At 63.3% G+C, this 18,464-nt stretch carries 19 protein-coding genes and 1 other RNA gene; 8 read left to right on the top strand and 12 right to left on the bottom strand.

Annotated features, from left to right (window positions below; all coding sequences use genetic code 11):
• On the top strand, positions 1-461 hold a 461-nt coding region (locus tag M0954_RS14130; protein WP_297353816.1), incomplete at its 5' end, for a LysR substrate-binding domain-containing protein.
• Between the two features lie 47 nt (positions 462-508).
• Complete coding sequence (gene lgt / locus M0954_RS14125; protein WP_122151956.1) at positions 509-1,414, top strand: prolipoprotein diacylglyceryl transferase; 906 nt, start codon at positions 509-511, stop codon at positions 1,412-1,414.
• 96 nt (positions 1,415-1,510) lie between these two features.
• On the opposite strand, the gene M0954_RS14120 is transcribed toward lgt, so the two are convergent.
• From M0954_RS14120 to M0954_RS14100, 5 genes are all read right to left on the bottom strand, one after another.
• On the bottom strand, positions 1,511-2,236 hold the full coding sequence (locus M0954_RS14120; RefSeq protein ID WP_297353815.1) for an SIMPL domain-containing protein: 726 nt from the start codon (positions 2,234-2,236) through the stop codon (positions 1,511-1,513).
• 225 nt (positions 2,237-2,461) lie between these two features.
• A complete protein-coding gene (locus tag M0954_RS14115; RefSeq protein ID WP_122151954.1) occupies positions 2,462-2,920 on the bottom strand; it encodes an EVE domain-containing protein in 459 nt (152 codons plus the stop codon).
• A gap of 84 nt (positions 2,921-3,004) precedes the next feature.
• A non-coding RNA gene (gene ssrS, locus M0954_RS14110) (6S RNA) lies at positions 3,005-3,186 on the bottom strand.
• A gap of 89 nt (positions 3,187-3,275) precedes the next feature.
• A complete protein-coding gene (locus tag M0954_RS14105; protein ID WP_074265502.1) occupies positions 3,276-3,590 on the bottom strand; it encodes a cell division protein ZapA in 315 nt (104 codons plus the stop codon).
• A complete protein-coding gene (locus M0954_RS14100) occupies positions 3,587-3,958 on the bottom strand; it encodes an ATPase (protein ID WP_122151953.1) in 372 nt (123 codons plus the stop codon). Before M0954_RS14100 ends, M0954_RS14105 begins: the two co-directional genes overlap by 4 nt.
• A gap of 411 nt (positions 3,959-4,369) precedes the next feature.
• On the opposite strand from M0954_RS14100, the gene M0954_RS14095 reads away from it, so the two are divergent.
• Together M0954_RS14095 and M0954_RS14090 are read left to right on the top strand one after the other, a co-directional pair.
• Positions 4,370-5,413: an iron ABC transporter permease gene (locus tag M0954_RS14095; protein ID WP_297353813.1), complete on the top strand. Its 1,044-nt coding sequence runs from the start codon at positions 4,370-4,372 to the stop codon at positions 5,411-5,413.
• Positions 5,410-6,258 (top strand): ABC transporter ATP-binding protein, encoded by an 849-nt coding sequence (locus M0954_RS14090; protein WP_123388593.1) that lies wholly within the window; start codon positions 5,410-5,412, stop codon positions 6,256-6,258. The genes M0954_RS14095 and M0954_RS14090 overlap by 4 nt, the downstream gene beginning before the upstream one ends.
• A gap of 88 nt (positions 6,259-6,346) precedes the next feature.
• Here M0954_RS14090 and M0954_RS14085 read toward each other — a convergent pair whose 3' ends face one another.
• Together M0954_RS14085 and M0954_RS14080 are read right to left on the bottom strand one after the other, a co-directional pair.
• Positions 6,347-7,273 (bottom strand): cobalamin-binding protein, encoded by a 927-nt coding sequence (locus M0954_RS14085; RefSeq protein WP_297353811.1) that lies wholly within the window; start codon positions 7,271-7,273, stop codon positions 6,347-6,349.
• On the bottom strand, positions 7,270-7,416 hold the full coding sequence (locus M0954_RS14080) for a hypothetical protein (protein WP_297353810.1): 147 nt from the start codon (positions 7,414-7,416) through the stop codon (positions 7,270-7,272). The genes M0954_RS14085 and M0954_RS14080 overlap by 4 nt, the downstream gene beginning before the upstream one ends.
• A 157-nt stretch (positions 7,417-7,573) precedes the next feature.
• On the opposite strand from M0954_RS14080, the gene M0954_RS14075 reads away from it, so the two are divergent.
• On the top strand, positions 7,574-7,990 hold the full coding sequence (locus tag M0954_RS14075; RefSeq protein ID WP_133892147.1) for a DoxX family protein: 417 nt from the start codon (positions 7,574-7,576) through the stop codon (positions 7,988-7,990).
• A gap of 191 nt (positions 7,991-8,181) precedes the next feature.
• On the opposite strand, the gene M0954_RS14070 is transcribed toward M0954_RS14075, so the two are convergent.
• Positions 8,182-8,601: a PaaI family thioesterase gene (locus M0954_RS14070; RefSeq protein ID WP_297353808.1), complete on the bottom strand. Its 420-nt coding sequence runs from the start codon at positions 8,599-8,601 to the stop codon at positions 8,182-8,184.
• Positions 8,602-8,768: 167 nt separating this feature from the next.
• Here M0954_RS14070 and M0954_RS14065 point away from each other — a divergent pair, with 167 nt between their 5' ends.
• Entirely contained in the window at positions 8,769-9,404 is a 636-nt protein-coding gene (locus M0954_RS14065) for a ParA family protein (protein WP_123388557.1), read from the top strand.
• A 117-nt stretch (positions 9,405-9,521) separates the two neighbouring features.
• On the opposite strand, the gene panD is transcribed toward M0954_RS14065, so the two are convergent.
• From panD to M0954_RS14045, 4 genes are all read right to left on the bottom strand, one after another.
• The gene (panD, locus tag M0954_RS14060) at positions 9,522-9,908 is read right to left on the bottom strand and encodes an aspartate 1-decarboxylase (protein WP_297353806.1); all 387 of its coding nucleotides are present in this window, start codon (positions 9,906-9,908) and stop codon (positions 9,522-9,524) included.
• A gap of 39 nt (positions 9,909-9,947) precedes the next feature.
• Positions 9,948-10,781, bottom strand: a complete 834-nt coding sequence (gene panC / locus M0954_RS14055; RefSeq protein ID WP_122151947.1) for a pantoate--beta-alanine ligase — start codon at positions 10,779-10,781, stop codon at positions 9,948-9,950.
• A 192-nt stretch (positions 10,782-10,973) separates the two neighbouring features.
• Entirely contained in the window at positions 10,974-11,849 is an 876-nt protein-coding gene (locus M0954_RS14050) for a ScpA family protein (RefSeq protein ID WP_297353804.1), read from the bottom strand.
• 2 nt (positions 11,850-11,851) lie between these two features.
• Positions 11,852-12,037 carry a DUF3460 family protein gene (locus M0954_RS14045; protein WP_122151945.1) on the bottom strand — a complete coding sequence of 62 codons (186 nt, stop codon included), beginning with the start codon at positions 12,035-12,037 and terminating at the stop codon, positions 11,852-11,854.
• Positions 12,038-12,344: 307 nt separating this feature from the next.
• Here M0954_RS14045 and M0954_RS14040 point away from each other — a divergent pair, with 307 nt between their 5' ends.
• Together M0954_RS14040 and M0954_RS14035 are read left to right on the top strand one after the other, a co-directional pair.
• A complete protein-coding gene (locus M0954_RS14040) occupies positions 12,345-14,180 on the top strand; it encodes an autotransporter assembly complex family protein (RefSeq protein ID WP_123388554.1) in 1,836 nt (611 codons plus the stop codon).
• A 60-nt stretch (positions 14,181-14,240) separates the two neighbouring features.
• Positions 14,241-18,365, top strand: a complete 4,125-nt coding sequence (locus M0954_RS14035) for a translocation/assembly module TamB domain-containing protein (protein ID WP_297353802.1) — start codon at positions 14,241-14,243, stop codon at positions 18,363-18,365.
• Positions 18,366-18,464 lie beyond the last annotated feature (99 nt).

The following is an 18,464-nucleotide window of genomic DNA, read 5'->3' as shown; positions in this document are numbered from 1 at the left end:
TCTCCATCGCGCGCGAGCCGCTGGTGATTGCCATGTCGTCCGAGATGGCCGCGCGTGTCGAAGGGCGGGGCGCATCGGCTGGCGCGGAGTGGCGTGAGGCCCCAATCAGCCTGCGCGATGTCGCCGATGCCCCGCTCGTGATCTTCCCGCGGCGTCTCGCGCCTGGCTTTTATGACATCATTATGGATTGCTACGGCGTCGCGGGCCTCACGCCGCGTGTCGCACAGGAGGCGATCCAGATGCAGACGATCGTGAGCCTGGTGTCGGCGGGCATGGGTGTCGCACTGGTGCCGCAATCGCTGCGTAATCTGCGCCGCACTGGTGTGGTCTACCGGCCGCTATGCGAATCGGTGCCGGCCATCGAGACGGGACTGGTCTGGCGCACGGCGCAGGTAAGTCCGGTGTTGGCCGGATTTATCGGCATCGTGCAAGCGCATGCGGTCACCGTCGAGTCTTATTGAGCCCTATTGAATCCGCTTTTTGAACCTGAACTGCCCATAACAACACGATGCACATTCATCCCAATTTCGACCCGATCGCGATCCATCTAGGGCCGCTCGCCGTGCGCTGGTACGGCCTGATGTACCTGGTGGCATTTATCCTGGCGATCGTCGTCGGCCGGCTGCGCCTGCGTCTGCCGTACGTCGCAGCGCAAGGCTGGACCGCCAAAGATATCGACGACATGCTGTTCTACGGCGTGCTCGGCACGATCTTCGGTGGCCGTCTCGGCTACGTGCTGTTCTATAAGGCTGACTATTACTTCGCGCATCCGCTCGACATCTTCAAGGTGTGGGAAGGCGGCATGTCGTTTCACGGCGGCTTTCTCGGCGTCACGCTGGCGATGCTGCTATTCGCTTACCAGCGTGGTCGTTCGTGGCTGCAGGTCACGGACTTTGTCGCGCCGATGGTGCCGACCGGGCTTGCCGCGGGGCGTCTCGGCAACTTCATCAACGGCGAGCTGTGGGGCCGCGTCACCGATCCGAATGCACCGTGGGCGATGATGTTCCCGGGTGCATCGAACGACGACGCCGTTTGGCTCTCTCGGCATCCGGAGCTCGCTGCGAAGTGGCATCTGAACGATATCTTCGCGCAATATCATATGCTGCCGCGGCATCCGTCGGAGCTGTATGAAATCGCGCTCGAAGGCGTGACGCTGTTCTTCGTGTTGTGGTTCTTCTCGCGCAAGCCGCGTCCGCTTGGCGCTATATCGGCGGTGTTTCTGATCGGCTATGGCCTTGCGCGCTTCACGGTGGAGTTCGCCCGTGAACCGGATGACTTCCTTGGCCTGCTGGCGATGGGATTGTCGATGGGGCAGTGGCTGTCGTTGCCGATGATTATCGTTGGCGTGCTCATCCTGGTGTGGGCGTATCGACGCAAGGGCCGCGAAGCGGCCAAGCCGGTCGGAGCGAACTGAACGTCCATCCAGACTGAGCTTCACCTCTCGCTGGATGACGAAAAAACGCCACGGCATGCCGTGGCGTTTTCGCTTTACTTGTGGCCTACAAGCGCGTCATTTCATCTGCACCGAACCCGACACGTTCACGCTGACGGTCGACGTACCCGCTTCGAGCGGCAGCGGCGCAGCCGATTTGGCGTCAGCGCCCATGACGCGCGCGCTCATCATCATCATGGGACGCGGCATCACACCGTTATGTCCGACGGTGACTTCGCGGATCGAATAGCCGCTATAGCCGAATGCCTGGGCGCCGGAACTGGCCTGTTGCCGGAATGAGGCGATTGCTTCGCCGGTGAGCTTCTGTTCGGCGGCGCGCTGCGCTTCCGGCGACAGCGAGAACTGCACGTTGCCGACCTGCATGTTCGAGGCCATCTGACCGGCGAGCTTCGAGGCCGCGGCAAAATCATGCGACTCCAACACGACTTCCGTGCGGCCGCGCCACGCGGAGATGCGCCCGTCGCGATCGGTTGACGGAGAGATCGCAAACGAGCCGGTGCGTGCGGTGACGCCGCTCACGCCCTTGGCCTGACGCAGCGCTGCGTCGGCGCGCTGGTTGAGCGTGCTGGTGAGCGCGGACGGGTCGCTTGCTTCCTGTTCGTAAAACAGCGTGATGTCCACGACGTCCTGCGGGACTTCTGCGCTGGCTTGCGCGTTCAGCGACAGCACGCCCGACGGCTCCGCCTGCGTCACTGTCTGTGCGTGGGCCGCGGCGGATGCGAACGCGAGCGGAGTGGCGAGAGCCATGGCGAGTGCGATGGCTCGTGCGTTTTTTTGCGTCATTTGTGTGGGACTCCGTGCTTGAGCGGTTATGCGCGATGACTCGTGCTTGAGTTCGTGCGATGGCCCAGCAGGAGGCCGCGCACGACTAGCGCTGCGTGCCGGTATCGGGAGTGATCGTTCTACCCGGTGGCATGACGCTTGCGAGCCAGTTAGGCGCACGCACCGCTGCCTTGGTTCCCCAACTTGACAATTGCCTTGCTGCGACGCGCGGTCACATCAACCGCTTCAAACAAGCTGCTTTGTGATGAAGCGCCATTCGGCCTCGGTGACCGGCGTGATCGACAGGCGGTTGCCTCTGGCGAGCACGCGCATGTCCGCGAGTTCATCATGCTCGCGCAACGCAGCCAGCGGAATCAGCGGCACTTTCTTTTTGAACACGACATCGACAAGCACCCAACGCGGCGTCTCAGGCGTCGATTTGGGATCGTAGTACGGGCTCTTCGCATCGAACTGCGTGGGATCGGGGTAGGGCGTCGACGAGACCTCCGCGAGCCCAGCGATGCCCGGTTCGGGGCAACTCGAGTGATAGAAGAGCACACCGTCACCGATCTTCATCACGTCGCGCATGAAATTACGCGCCTGATAGTTGCGCACGCCGGTCCACGGCAACGTCCGATGCGCTGCGTGGGCGAGGTGATCGATGCTTGCTTCGTCCGGTTCGGACTTCATTAGCCAGTAGCGCATGAATCGAATGGAAGGTTGACTTGAACGTTAAATTGAGCACCACAAAGAAAAACGGCATCGGACTCATGTCCGATGCCGTTTGATAAGGTCCCCGCCTTAGCCGCTAGGCCGGCATCCTGAACCGGGAGTTCAGAATTGGTCGCAGTTAGCAGCACTTCGGGTACATCAGACAGAGTGACGCGCACACCCGTGCTGCAAATTTCCACAACCGTGCACATGGCATTGGTTCAAGGAATATATGACCTTGGCGAACCAGGCAGGGAAGCTAAACAGATTGAATTCAAACGTTTGCTGATCCTTGATCAAGCACTTCGCCTAGATTCTGAATTTGACCGTATGACTACTTTAGACCTTTTTACTGCACGCTGTACTGCTGAATCACAGTACCTAGTTGTTCGTTCATCTGGTGCATTGTACGCCGGATTTCCTCTGCGGGAAATGCTTCTCCATGGCGGACGCTCGATTGCAGCTTAAGCAGTTCCGATGCCAGCGAAAGCGCAGCCATAACCGCGATGCGATCGATGCCGCGCACGTTGCTGTGCGAGCGGATCTTCGACATCTCAGCGTCGACGCGTGCCACCGCTTCCAGCAGCGCAGCTTCGGTTTCCGGCGAGCAGGCGAGACGATACGGCTGGCCGAGAATCGATACTTCGATCTGCTTGGTGGTCATGCGTTTTCTCCGTGGCGGGTGACGGCGCTGCCGGCCTCTTCTTCGTGATGCGCATTGAGTTCGAGCTCGGGCGCGAGCAGATCGAGCTGATTGTCCGGCTCGTTTTGAGCGCGTGCGCGCGGCAATTTTTCGAGGATCGCATTCAGACGCACCTGAGCGTCGTCGATCTTCGCCGACAGCCCGTCACGCTCTGCTTGCAGCGCGTCGCGTTCTTCGCGCATCTGTGCAAGCTCTGCACGTGTCGCATCGGCTTCGGCGCGCACCTGGGCGAGCTGAGTTTCGAGCGCCTGACGCGCTTCGTTGTGGCGCTGACTGATCGCAATCAGTCTGCCGATATTCTGTGAAAGTGTTTCGAGTTCGGTGAGCATGTGCTGCGTCCTCTAAAGACATCGCATTTTAGCGCGGAATGTCGCAGGTTCCGATAATTGTCTCGTTTCGAGACGTAACAGCATCGCTTTGTGCAGACTTCGCTGGCGGAATCGGCCTGAACATCCCTCTGAACAGAAAATTCATCCGTCTGTCACCGCACCAAAACCAGCCTGCTTGACCGTCCTTGACGCGTCCTGCGGGCACTCCTAAACTTGCGGCACTTCAGTGCCTGCGGGCAATGCGCAGGCAATTTTGTCCGGTGCATGCTGATCAATCGGAAACGGGGAACGACGCCCGCCACCCAGGACTATGAGCCGGCCTACTTCTGCAACATCCCGCGTCGCAAGGCGTGTCCCGCGTCTGGCTCGCAGCAGCTATGCCGTGGTGCCCGCAGCCGTGGGGCTGCGCGGATGAGCCGAATCTTCGCACGCACGATGCCGGTCATGCACGCGAGACGTGCTGCGGCCATCTGGTGTGTGCTCGCCATTCTGGCGCTTGCTGTGCTGATGGCGTCGCTCGCGCTCGGCAGCGTGCCGCTCACGCCCGCGCGCGTGTTTGCTGCGCTGATGCCGCTCTCTTCTCACTCCGGCGCACCTGCCGATCTCGCAGGAGAAATCGTGCGCTCGCTGCGTTTGCCACGAGCGTTGGCCGGTTTCGCGTGCGGCGCGTTGCTTGCCGTCGCTGGTGCCTTGCTGCAAGTGTTGTTGCGCAATCCGCTCGCCGAGCCCTATGTGCTCGGCGTATCCGGCGGTGCCGCGAGCTTCGCGCTGTTCGCGATGATGGCCGGCAGCGCGTGGTGGCTCGTCGACGCGAGCGCTTTCGCTGGGGCGTTCGTCTCCATCCTGCTGGTGCTCGGTCTCGCGCGTCGCGAGTTGTGGCGCGGCGAGCCGCAGGACACATCGCCGCGTTTGCTGTTGACGGGTGCCGTGATCGCAGCGGGGTGGGGCGCGCTGATCACGTTACTGTTGACCCTCGCGCCGGATAATCGCCTGCGCGGAATGTTGTTCTGGCTCACTGGTGATCTGAACGGCGGTGGCTTGCCCTGGATCGCACTCGCGGCGCTAGTCCTTGTGCTGGTGGCCATTCTTCCTGCTGCGCCGCAACTCAACGTGCTGTTGCGTGGCGATGCGGCTGCGCAGGCATTGGGTGTACCTGTGATGCGTCTGCGTCTGCGCGTGTACCTGGTGGCGTCGCTCGCAGCCGCTGCTGCCGTGACGACCGGCGGGACGATCGGCTTCGTGGGACTTGTGGTGCCGCATACGTTGCGACTCGCGTTCGGCAACGATCAACGCATGCTGTTGCCGGCCGCTGCGCTGGGCGGCGGTGTGGCCGTGATGGGTGCGGACCTCGTCGCCCGTACGGTGATCGCGCCAGCTCAATTGCCGGTGGGGGTGATCACGGCGCTGATCGGCGTGCCGGTGTTTCTGTGGATGCTGTTGCGCAGGCCGCGATGACGATACGCACAACACCGCCCGCGCCTTCCACCGGCTCGACCCTGAGCGTGCAGCAGGTGACACTGCGCGCCGGCACGCGCACACTGCTCGATCGCTTTACGCATACGTTCTATCCCGGCGAGGTCTGGTGCATCGCCGGACCAAACGGAGCTGGCAAGACCACCTTGATCTCGACGCTGGCCGGTCTGTTGCAGCCCGCAGCAGGCCACGTCGAGCTGGACGGTTTGCGCGTCGCAGCGTGGCCGCCCGTTTCGCTCGCGCAACGTCGTGCGTTGATGCCGCAAAGCGTGCACGACGCGTTCAGCGCCAGCGTGCTCGAGATTGTGATGCTCAACCGCTTTCCGCATCTCGCGGGCTGGGGATGGGAGCGCCCGGGTGATCGCGCTGCGGCTCATGCCGCGCTCGACCTGCTGGGACTCGCGGACTTCGCATCGCGCGACGTGCTGTCGCTCTCGGGCGGCGAGCGCCAGCGTGTGGCGCTGGCTGCCGTGCTTTGCCAGGATGCGCCGCTGTTGCTACTCGATGAACCGTTGTCGCATCTCGACCTTCATCACCAGATCGACTGTCTCGATGCGTTGACCGCCTGGGCAGCGGAGCGCAAGCGCACGGTGGTGTTTTCATGTCATGACCTGAACCTTGCGCGGCGTTTCGCGACACATGGCTTGCTGCTGGATGGCGCGGGCGGGGCATTTGCTGGCCCGGTGCGCGATGTATTGACACCGGCTCTTGCGAGCCGCGCGTTCGGCTATCCCCTGATCCTGTTGCAGGACGGCGGCCACGAGGCGCTGATTCCTGGGCCGCGCTCGCATGACGTGCAGCAGGGCACCGCTGGTCCGGTGCCGTGAAGGCGAGCCCCTGTCTTTTCCATGCCAGAGCGTCTGCTAATGCTGCTTTGCGTCGACCGTTTTTCATGCAGTAGTACCGCGAGGCTGCTTACTGGGCACCCGCTGCCGGTCGGCGCGAGCGCGCCACCTCCAGGTCCTCGCAAAGTTGTGCTGCGCCTTGCGCGATGCGCGGCGCGGGACGGTCGATCAGATCGCCGTCGATGGCGAACAGGTTGTTGCGGGCCACCGCTGTGAGGCTCGGCCAGGCGTGCCATGAGTCAAGCTTTGCCAACGGCGCGTCGGATTTTGTTGCGCCTGCCGATGCCGTCACGATCGCTTCCGGGTTGGCCGCGAGCACGGCCTCGGTCGATACTGTCGGTACCAACGGCGCGAGTTGCGCGAACACATTGCGGCCACCGCATAGCGTGATCACGTCGCTGATCATGTGCGTGCCATTGAGCGTCATCAGTGGCTGATCCCAGACTTCATAGAACACGCTGACGGGCGACCGGCTCGCATAGCGGGTGCGCAACCGTGCGATGTCCTCACGATACTTACTCGCTGCGACGTGGGCGGTGGCGGATGTGCCGAGCAAGATACCGAGCCGGGTGAGGGTCACCGCGATGTCATCGAGCCGACGCGGTTCGCTGAAGAAAAGCGGTATGTGAAGTTCGCGCAGGCGGTCGAGTTGAGCCTGCGCGTTGCCGTGCCGCCAGACGACGATCAGATCGGGCTTCAGCGCGACGATGCGTTCGAGGTCGAGTGCCGTGTTGTCGCCGACACGCGGCACCTTTTGCGCTGCGGGTGGGTAGTCGCTGTACGACACGGTGCCCACCAGTTTTGCGCCGCCACCCGCTGCATAGATCAGTTCGGTCGCGTGCGGCGCGAGGCTGATCACGCGTTGGGCCGGGGTGGCGAGTGAGACGGTGACGTCGGTGTCGTCGGTGGCAGTGACTGTCGCGCGTGCGGACGATGCGAAAACACAAGCCGCGAGGACCGTGCAGACAAGCGAGGCGAAGCGCGAGAGTCGAATCATGTGGCGAGGCGGAGCTGGGCGATGACGGCGGTCGAGCACAGCAACAGCAGCGGCAAGAAGCGGATCGCCGCCTCGTCCGGATTGCCGCCGTGGGCGAGGCCAAGGGAAATCACCGCGAGATTGTACCGGTGCGATGGGCCCATGCCCGATTCAAGGAACAGGCTCGCTCTCCAGACCTATTAACTCCCACGAGGAAATAATCTAAGTCAAAATAGCAGTTTTTCTCACTCCACGGTTCGAATACAGTCCGATCTATCGATGACGCGCGTGCGTCGTCCTACCAACTGACAAGGACTCTTGATGAACTCGAACCGTTCGGCTGATTTCGCCGCCACGCTCCTGCGTGTTGCCCTCGGCGTCTTATATCTCGCGCACAGCTTGCAGAAGATTTTCGTTTTCACGTTGCCGGGCACTGCGCATTTTTTTGAATCGCTTGGTTTGCCGGGCTGGCTCGGCTATCTGACGACATTCGTCGAACTGGCGGGCGGGATCGCCTTGCTGCTCGGCGTGCAGGTTCGCTGGGTTGCGCTGGTGCTGCTGCCGTTCATGCTGGGCGCGATGTCCGCTCACCTGCACAACGGCTGGGGCTTCGCGTCGCCGAACGGTGGCTGGGAGTATCCGGCTTTCTGGGCAGTGACGCTGGTTGTGCAGTCGCTGCTCGGCGGTGGCGTGGGCGTGCTCGGTGGCGTGAAGGCGCCGCGGGCGTTGGTGGCTTGAGGGTGTACCGGACTCTGGTATCGAAAAGCCCCTTCGGACGTGGACCGGAGGGGTTTTTCGCTTGATCAGGGACGTGCTCCGCGTCGCAGTCCTTCAAAGACACATATTCCTTTCCGCTGTTGCCGGACGCGCTGCTGTATTTTAGACAGCGTCCGCTGTGCAATGGACAGCACGCTAGCCAGCCCAAACCCTCAAACCAGCACCATCTGCGTACACCGGAACAGCGCAATCGTCTTGCCGTTCGGATCGGACACAGTGGCATCCCATACCTGCGTTGTCCGTCCCAGATGCACGCCCTTGGCGACCGCCCGGATCGTGCCGTCGATGCAGGTGCCGAGGAAATTGCTCTTCAGCTCGATCGTGGTGAAACTGCGCGCCGTCTCCGGCAGGTGGGCAATGCACGCATAGCCACAGGCCGTATCAGCAAGCCCGATCACGCTTGCCGCATGCAGAAAGCCGTTCGGCGCCAGCAACTCGCGCCGGACCGTCAATTCCGCCGTCAGCGAGCCTTCCTCGAGCGCGATCACCCGCACTCCCAGCATGTCGGGCAAGCTGCCCCGCTGACGCTCCATCAGGCTCTCAATCGTGCAACCTGCGCGCAATTTGCTCATCGTATTCGCTCCTTTTTTGTAAGAATGGCAGCCCAAATGCCCCTTCGGGGTTTCGGTCCAGCTCGATTTATCGATATTATCAACGGCTGGATCGACGGGGTCGACGCAAGATCAGACTAGAAGCGGCAAACCGGCTGGCTGCGCCAGCCATCTTCCCGGGAGTATTCATGACGGTAATCGTGGTGGCCAATCCGAAGGGTGGCGTGGGTAAGAGCACGCTATCGACCAATCTGGCGGGCTATTTCGCGGCGGCAGGCGAGTGGGTCGCGCTTGCGGACCTGGACAAGCAGCAGTCGGCCCACGCGTGGCTGGAACTGCGGCCCGCCACGCTGCCGCCCATCGAAGTCTGGGAAGTCGACCCGGAAACACCCGTGAAGCCGCCCAAAGGGCTGGAGCATGCCGTGATCGATACGCCGGCAGGTTTGCACGGCAGCCGGCTCGGTATTGCGCTCGATCTGGCCGATAAGGTCATCGTGCCGCTGCAGCCGTCGCTGTTCGATATTCTCGCCACCCAGGAATTTCTCGAGCGGCTCGCCAAGGAAAAGGCAGTGAGGAAGGGCGGGATTGAAATCGGTGTGGTGGGCATGCGGGTCGACGCCCGCACGCGCTCGGCCGAGCAGCTGCACCGCTTTGTCGAGGGCCTGGAGTTGCCCGTGCTGGGCTACCTGCGCGACACGCAGAACTACGTGCAACTGGCGGCGCACGGTCTGACGCTGTGGGATGTGGCGAAGAGCCGGGTCGAAAAGGATCTGGAGCAGTGGCAGCCGATCGTCGAATGGCTTGAACGTAAGCCTAAGGCTTAAGCAGCAGGCCGACCGGGGCAGCGGCGCGGGCTGCTGCGAGGCAGGCGCTTCGCATACGCTTTATGCGCTTGCGGCAGACGCGGCGTTTGCATGACGCGCCTTCACTTCACCGCCAGCTCAGGTCCAGTTCTGGGTGGGCACGTGGTCGCGGCTGCCCTTGATCTTGTTCTTGTCGTCGACGAACACCAGATCCGGCTTCCAGCCCGCCTTCAGTTCACCTTCTTCCACCATCGCAAAGGCGGCGATGATCACCAGGTCGCCCAGTTGCGCGCGCCGCGCCGCCGAACCATTCAGCGAGATCATCCCGCTGCCGCGCTCACCCTTGATCGCGTAGGTCGAGAAACGCTCGCCGTTGTTGATGTTCCAGATATCGATGCGTTCGTTCTCGACGATATTCGCGGCATCGAGCAGATCCTCATCGATCGCGCACGAGCCTTCGTAATGCAGCTCGCAGTGTGTAACCGCGACGCGGTGAATTTTCGACTTCAGCATGTGACGTTGCATGACGGTTCTCTTGGGGCCGTTTTCGAGGTGTTCTGTTGGTCAGATTTCGAGGTTGTCGATCAGGCGAGTGGCGCCCAGCTTGGCCGCAGCGAGTACGACGAGCGGCTCATCGTTGTCCTGCGCGGTGGGCGGCAGCAGGTTCGAGCGCTTGCGCACGGCGATATAGTCGGGCTGCCAGCCGCGTGCGGCTAGCGCGTCCATCGCCGCGCGCTCGACCGCTGCGAAATCGCGGTTGCCGGCCAGCACCGCGTCGCGCACCCGGTTCAGCTCGATCGCGAGCTTCGGCGCTTCGGCGCGCTCGGCGGCCTGCAGGTAGCGGTTGCGCGAGCTGAGGGCGAGGCCATCGCTGTCGCGCACGGTTTCAGCGGCGATGATTTCCGTGGGCAGCGCGAACTGCTGGCACATCTGACGCACGATCATCAGTTGCTGGTAATCCTTCTTGCCGAACACGGCGACGCGTGGCTGCACGCACGACATCAGCTTCATCACCACCGTGCACACGCCCTGAAAGAAGCCCGGGCGGAATTCGCCTTCGAGGATATCGCCCAGATCGTGTGGCGGATGCACGCGGTATTCCTGCGGCTGCGGATAGAGATCGCGCTCGGTCGGCGCAAACAGCACATAGACGTTCTCGCTTTGCAGCTTTTCGATATCGGCTTCGAGCGTGCGCGGGTATTTGTCGAAATCTTCGTTCGGGCCGAATTGCAGCCGGTTGACGAAAATGCTCGCCACGACCGGGTCGCCGTGCTGGCGCGCCAGCCGCATCAACGACAGATGGCCCTCATGCAGGTTGCCCATCGTCGGGACGAACGCAGTGCGGTTCTGGCCGCGCAACTGGTCGCGCAATTCGTGGATCGAGCTGATGACTTTCATGGTCGGACGTGTTTTCCTCGCGCGGCGCAGGACCTGGTTTGCACAATAATGGTGCGCCGAGCATCATTTCGGCGGCCAGGCTCCCATTCCGGTGATGACGGGTTCGGAGCGCGGGATTGTAGTGGATTTGCGCGCGCTGTGCCTGCGGATCGGCGCACCGAAGTGAAGCGCGCCTCTAACGCCAACGGCCGCTTATGCCGGCAGGTAGGCAAGCCGCACGTAGATGGGCGCGAACGGCTCGGCCTGGGTGATTTCGATCAGCGATTCGCGCGACAACTCCAGCATGGCGATGAAGTTGACCACCACCACCGGCACGCCGCGCGTCGTATCGAACAGCTCCGAGAACTCCATGAAGCGCGCATTCTGCAGCCGGCGCAGGATCACGCTCATGTGCTCGCGCACCGACAGTTCTTCACGCGAGATCCGGTGGTGCTGCACGAGCTTCGCGCGTTTGATCACGTCCGCCCAGGCGGCGCGCAGATCTTCGCTGTTCACGTCCGGGAAGCGCGGTGTGATGCTCTGCTCGATATAGACGTCAGCGCGCAGGAAGTCGCGGCCGAGTTGCGGCAGGTGATCGATACGCCGGGCCGCGAGCTTCATCTGCTCGTATTCGAGCAGGCGCCGCACGAGTTCGGCCCGCGGATCTTCGGTTTCCTCGCCGGTATCCGCCTTCTTGACCGGCAGCAGCATGCGCGACTTGATCTCGATCAGCATCGCCGCCATCAGCAGATATTCCGACGCGAGTTCGAGATTGGTCTCCCGCAACTGCTCAACGTAGCCCAGATACTGCGTGGTGACATCCGCCATCGGGATGTCGAGCACGTTGAAGTTCTGCTTGCGGATCAGATACAGCAACAGATCCAGCGGGCCTTCGAACGTTTCGAGGAAGACCTCGAGCGCGTCCGGCGGGATGTACAGATCCGTCGGCAGCTTGAAGAGCGGCTCGCCGTACAGGCGTGCAAACGCAATGCCGTCGACGGTATTGGTCGTCGAATCGGTCGCGGGCGCGGCGAGCGCAGCGTCGGGCTGCGCCGCTTTGGCGGCGCGGGCCTCGTCGGCAGAACTCACGCTCAGAAGTTCTGGTAGTACTGGTAGGAGGTCTGTTGCACGCGCGAGGCTTGCTGTTCGGCGCGCTCCTCGAGGTCGACCGGCTGCTTGTCCCACAGCAGCGAACGGCCGCGGCGCTGTTCCGCCTCGAGAGTGGGCTTTTGTTCCTTCAACTGATTCAGGAACTGTGTGATGTCCGATTGATACATGGCTCAACGTCCGTATGGGAAAGTGGCGGCGGTTATTGAGACCGTCGCTCGGGTCGACGCAATTTTACAGCAAGCGTCGCCTGCGGGCGAAAACTCGCGGAACATCGGCCCGCTTGCCACGTCCAAGCCGGGCGAGCCGCGACTGCAGAGCCTATGCCAGGACAGGCGGGGAGGGCGTGGATAGGCCGCCTCCGCCAATTTCGAGATGACCGCGAGGCGCCGCCGATGTGGTCAAATAGCGAGCTTCGGGCCGCCGCAGCGGCCGGCAAGCGGAATCATTCATTAACAACGGCCGCGGAGGTCCTGTTTGGCGGGCTGTGCGATCGAACCGTCGCGTGTGCAACATGGCAAACCGGCTGCGCGGCGCGGTCGGCTCGCGCGCCACGCGCCGGGCGCAGCGTGGCTGCTGCGCGCATGGCTGACGCTGGGCGTGGTCTGGCTGGCGTTCGCTGCGGGCGAGGCGCGCGCGGCCTACAAGGTCGATATCCAGGCCTCACCGCGCGCGGTGCGCAAGCTGCTCGAGGAGCATCTGGATCTCGCCCGCTTCGCCAAACGCGACGATGTCAGCGACGACCAGTTCGGCTTTCTGGTCACCGCGACTCCGCAGCAGGTGCGAGACCTGACCGCTACCGCGGGCTATTTCTCACCGGTGGTGCGCACCGACGTTCGTACGGTCGACGGCAAGAAGCGTGTCACGGTGAGCGTCGATCCCGGTCCGCAGACCACGATTTCTTCCGTTACGCTTTCATTCAACGGGCCGGTGCTGACCGAAGACCCGGCGCAGGAAAACGCCACCCGCTTCGCCTTTTCGCTGCATGAAGGTGACCCGTTCTCGCAGGGCGGCTGGGACGATGCAAAAAGCGCGTCGCTCCGGGCGCTGCAAGCGCGCCGCTACGTCGCCGCTAAGATCACGCAGTCTCAGGCGCGTATCGATCCGCGCACGCATCAGGCGAAGCTGTCCGTCACCTTCGACAGCGGTCCGACCTTCACGATGGGCAAGCTCGAAGTGGTGGGCACCGAGCGCTATCCCGCGAAGATCGTCGACAACGTGAATCCGATTTCCGTCGGCGCCATTTACGACGTGCAGCGGGTGGCCGAACTGCAGCGCCAGTTGCAGAACACACCGTACTACGCGAGTGTGGCGATCGACGTCGGCAACGACCCGGCCAAGCCGCTTGAGACGCCGGTGCGGGTGAAGGTCAGCGAGTATCCGTACAACAGCATCCGCGGCGGCGTGGGTTACGCCACGGATACCGGTCCGCAGGTGCAGGGCAACTACTCGTATCTGAACACCTTCGGCGCGGCGTATCCATTCACGGTGAGCGGGCGGATCGACCAGATCGAGCAGTTCGGCCAGATCCAGCTGTCCATGCCGCCGGGCGAGCGCGCGTGGACCAACAGCGTGCTGGCCTCTTATGGCACCACCAATGTGTCCGATACCCGCATCTACAGTGTTCGCGCCGGCGTGCAAACCACCCGCACGTCGCAGTACCTCGACTACGGCTATTCGCTCTTCTATTACGACGACCGGCTCGACCAGAATGCGCCGGTCGGGCCGATTATCGCCCACGCACTCGTGCCCGCGTGGACCTGGACGCGCCGCAATACCGACGACCCGTTGTTTCCGCGCTCCGGCAACCTGATTCACGTCGAAGCGGGTTTCGCCGTCAAGGGGGCGCTGGCCGATCAGACCTTCGGGCGTCTCTACGCACGCGCCCAGCAGTACTTCCCGGTGGGCAAATCCGATCTCGTGTTGATACGCGCTGAATTCGGCGGTGTGTTCACGTCGGGCGGCTCGAGCGGCATTCCGGCCTCGCTGCTATTCCGGGCTGGCGGCTCGAACTCGGTGCGTGGCTATAGCTACGAAGGCATCGGCAATAACGTCGACGGCTCGGTGCTGCCGACCAAATACCTGATCACCGCGTCGAGCGAATATCAGCACTGGTTCACCCATGACTGGGGCGGCGCGGTGTTCTTCGACATCGGCACGGCCACCGACACATGGGGCGAGAAAGTGTTTTACCCGGGCGTGGGTTTTGGCGCGCGTTGGCGCAGTCCGGTTGGGCCGGTGAACGTCGACCTTGCGTATGGGATTCGTAACAAGGAGTTCCGGCCGTATCTGACGTTGGGCATCGCGTTTTGATCTTTTACTTCTAACTGCAGTGACTTTAGCTTCAGGCATCGTGATTCGCATGGCTCGAGTATGACGACGGATTCTTCCGCCACCCCTCCTCCGCAGACACCCGGTGACGCAACGCCGGGCGGTTCTGAGACGCCGCCTCCCGCGCGCCGCAAGCGCCGGTTGTGGAAGCTGCTCGCGTGGTTTATGGGTGTGCCGGTTGTGCTGATGGCATTGCTGGCGGGAACGCTATACGGCGCGGTCGCGACTGAACGCGGCACCGCCTACGCGTGGCAGGCCGCGGTGAGGCTGCTGGGTGGCCGCCTCGCCGGCACGCTGGACGGCGGGTCGTTGGTCACGGGCCTGCGGCTGCATGAGGTGGAGTGGCGCAGTCTCGATGGCAGCGGTACGGACATCAAGGTGGACAAGGTCGACGGACGCTGGGCCGTGAGCGGTCGGCCGTGGCGGTTTGCGATCGACTATCTGCACGTGGGCACCATCGACGCGCGCATCGGCCCGTCCTCATCCAGCAGCAGTTCGCCGATGAGTTTGCCGAAGGACCTGCGTTTGCCGATGCAGATCGAAATACGCGACGTGCGGGTCGATACGCTGCTGCTGCATCAGGGCGGGGCGACATCGGAGTATTCGCACTTCATTTTCCATGGACGCAGCGATGGGCAGCATCACGAAGCCGCGATCGATCGGCTTAACACGCCATTTGGCTCGGTGACGGCGGCGGCGAAACTGGATGGGGTGCGGCCGTTTCCGTTGAGCGGCAATATTGGCTACTCAGGCAAGGTCAATGAGGAGCCGGTGCAGGTCAGCGGTCGGCTGAGCGGTACGCTCGAGACGCTGGTGGCGGAGCTGGATGCGAGCGGCATGAAACTCGCGGGCCACGCGCACGTGGAGGCGACGCCGTTTGCCGAGGTGCCGCTGCAGCGCGCGACGTTGACGTTCGATCACATTAACCCGCAGGCCTTCGCACCTGGTGCGCCGTTGGCGGATCTGGCGGTGCGGGCGGATCTGCAGCCGGTTGTCGGAGCGAAATCCGCCGCCGGCTTCGTCGTCGCTGGCCAGGTGTCGATCGTCAACGCGAAACCGGGCGCCATCGACGAACATCTGCTGCCGCTGATCGAAGCGCATACCGACGTGCGGCTCGACGCGCACGCCCAGAGCATCTCGAACCTGAACGTGCGGCTCGTGAAGAACGCAACGCTCACCGGTGCGGGCGCACTGACCGGCAAGCGTGGCCAACTCGATCTGCATGTGGCCGGTCTTGACCTGAACGCGCTCGAGGCGAGCGTGCGCCCAACCCAACTTGCCGGGCCGATCGGCATTCGCCTGAATGACGACGTGCAGAGCATCACACTCGATCTCGCCGACCCCAAGGCCGCGCTGCGCGCGCAGGGGAAAATCACGTTTGACCCGGCGCGCATGAGCTTTAGCGATGTGCGGATCACATCGGGCCGTGGCCGGATCGACCTCTCGGGCGCTATCAAGCACGACGCCAGTTCCACATACAACCTGAAAGCACAACTGACCGATTTCGATCCGCTTGGGCTGACTTCGCAGATGCCTTCGCGCTCGCCAGCCAGCGGAACAGCGAACAATGGCAAGGGACGTGGCGACGTTGCCAAGGCTACGCCAGCAAAAGCCCCGGCGCCTGCGGCAAAGCGCCCGGCGCCCGCCGCAAAGCCGTCGTCGTCACCGTCGCCCAAGATCCAGGCGCGCGTCAACGGCACGATCACGGCAGCCGGCGTGCTCGGCCCTACGTTCACGACCAAGGCTGAGATCAAACTCGGCGAGAGCGTCTACGACGACCTGCCGATGACCGGCGGCGGCACGATCCAGCTGGCGGGTTCGCGGATTCTGCCGAGCAAGCTCACGCTGTCAGTCGCAGGCAATCAGGTCGATCTGCAAGGCAGTTTCGGCGCGCCGGGAGACCGGCTGCGGTTTCGCGCGGATGCCCCGCAAATCGAGCGCCTCGGCTTCGGTCTGGCCGGCCAGGTCGCCGCCAACGGCGATGTAACCGGCTCGTTTGCGCATCCGAATGTCACGCTGGACTACAAGGCCGATAGCGTCGTGTTCGGCGCGAACAAGCTCGGCCACGCGGAGGGCCACGCCGAGTTGCGCGACGGTGCCAACGGCGCGATGGTCTTCACGACCGACGCGCGCGATCTGAGCACGAACGGCGTGGAACTGTCGACGCTCAGTGCGCGCCTGAACGGCACGCGCGCGCACCATACGCTGCAAGCCCAGGCGGTCGGCACACTGTATCAGCGGCCGCTCGACCTGACGCTGGCGGCCAATGGCCGCCTCTCCGACACATCCCAAGGCACGGCCTGGGATGGCACCGTCACGCAGTTGCAGAATCGCGGCACGCCCTCGCTCAATCTCGAGTCGCCGCTAACCATCAGCGCCGCACCCAACCACGTGACGCTCGGCGCGACGCGGCTGACGCTGGAAGGTGCGGTGCTCGATCTGAAATCGTTCGCGCTGGACCACGGACGCATCCAGTCGGCCGGTTCGTTGACGGGTGTTTCGGTGGCGCGCCTGATGGCGATCCAGCAGGAGTTCACCGGCGAGCCGCCGCCGGTGAAAACCGATCTGGTGTTCGACGGCGACTGGGACTTTGCGTTGGGCAGCACGGCGAGCGGCCACATCCAGTTGAAGCGCCGCGGCGGCGATGTGACGGTGGAAATCGGCAACGGTCTTGCATCGATGGGTATCACCGATCTTTCGGCGCGCGTCGACTTCAGCGCCGGCAATCGCCTGAACGCGACGGTGCATGCGCAGGCGAGCCGGATCGGCGTGATCGACGCCGACGCCCACACGACGCTTGCGATGAACAACGGTGCATTGAGCGTCAACGACGAGGCGCCCCTCACGGGCAACATCGACGCCAATGTGCCGTCGCTGAAGACAACGGGCGGTCTGCTCGGACCGACTTATATGCTCGACGGTCATCTCGCGCTGAAACTCGCGCTTGGCGGCACGGTGGCGAAGCCAAGCGTGTCGGGATCGCTGCTGGGCGATGGCATCTCGGCCACCGCCGTTGATCAGGGCATCCAGTTGAAGGACGGGGTGATCCGCATTGAGTTGTCGCAGAATCTGGTCGACTTCCAGCAGGTTGAGTTCCACGGCGCAACCGGCACGTTGCGCGCTACTGGCAAAGTGCGCCTCGACGGTTCGGAGCCCGATCTGACCGCGAGCATCGTCGCCGACAAGCTGGAACTGTTCGCGGCGCCGGACCGCAATCTGTCGCTCTCGGGCAGCGCGACCGTGGCCAACGGCGGGCACCTGGGGGCCATGAACATCAACGGCAAATTCACCGTCGATCACGCGCTCTTCGACATGCCCGAGCAGGCGGCGCCCAAGCTCGGCGACGACGTGGTGGTCGTGCGGCCGGACGGCACGGTGCCCGGCGAAGCGAAGCCGGGCGTGCTCCCCGGCAACAAGCCGGCGAGCCGCTTTGCGCCGACTGCCACCATCGAGATCAATCTGGGCAACAAGTTCCGCTTCCGCGGTCAGGGCGCGGACCTTGGCCTGACCGGCAAGATCACCGCGCTGAGCGCGCCGGATGCGCCGTTGCGCGCAGTGGGCGACGTGCGCGTGACGCAAGGCTCGACCTATACCGCGTTCGGCCGCAAGCTGAACATCGAAAACGGTTTCTTCACGTTCAACGGTCCGGTGGCCAATCCGGGTATCAACATTCTGGCGATGCGGCGCAACCAGCAGGTCGAGGCAGGCGTGCAGGTGACCGGTACCGTGGACGCGCCGGTCGCCAAGCTGATCTCGGAGCCGTCCGTGCCCGACAACGAAAAGCTGTCATGGCTGCTGTTTGGCCACGGCACCGATCAGGGCAACAACCTTGGTCAGCAAAGCGCGATGACGACCGCGCTGGCGTTGCTCGGCAATACGCAAGGCAAGCGGATCGCGCAGACGTTCGGGCTCGACGAGTTTTCGATCGGCACGAGCGATGTGGGGCTGACGGATCCGCAGGTGGTGATGGTGTCGAAGGCCATCAACCAGTGGCTGGTGCTTGGGTATGAGCAGGGTCTGCAGTCGGCGAGCAACGCGATCAAGGCGACGGTCAATCTGACGCGCTACTGGTCGGTGGTGGCGTACGGCGGGACGTTCCAGGGGATGAACCTGTTGTACACCCGGCGCTTCGATCGCTGGCCGTGGTTTGGCAAGTCGAAGCAGTAGGGCGATGCTGTTGCCCTACGATGTCCATAAAGCAAAAAGCACGTCGAACGACGTGCTTTTTGCTTTTCCAGTGACGTGGTGGCAGCGCCACCAGCGCCG

Origin of the sequence: Paraburkholderia sp., from assembly GCF_026225065.1 — a bacterium.
Classification (GTDB): Bacteria; Pseudomonadota; Gammaproteobacteria; order Burkholderiales; family Burkholderiaceae; genus Paraburkholderia.
The sequence above is the reverse complement of the archived record's forward strand: the minus strand, read 5'-3'. Positions and strand labels throughout refer to the sequence as shown.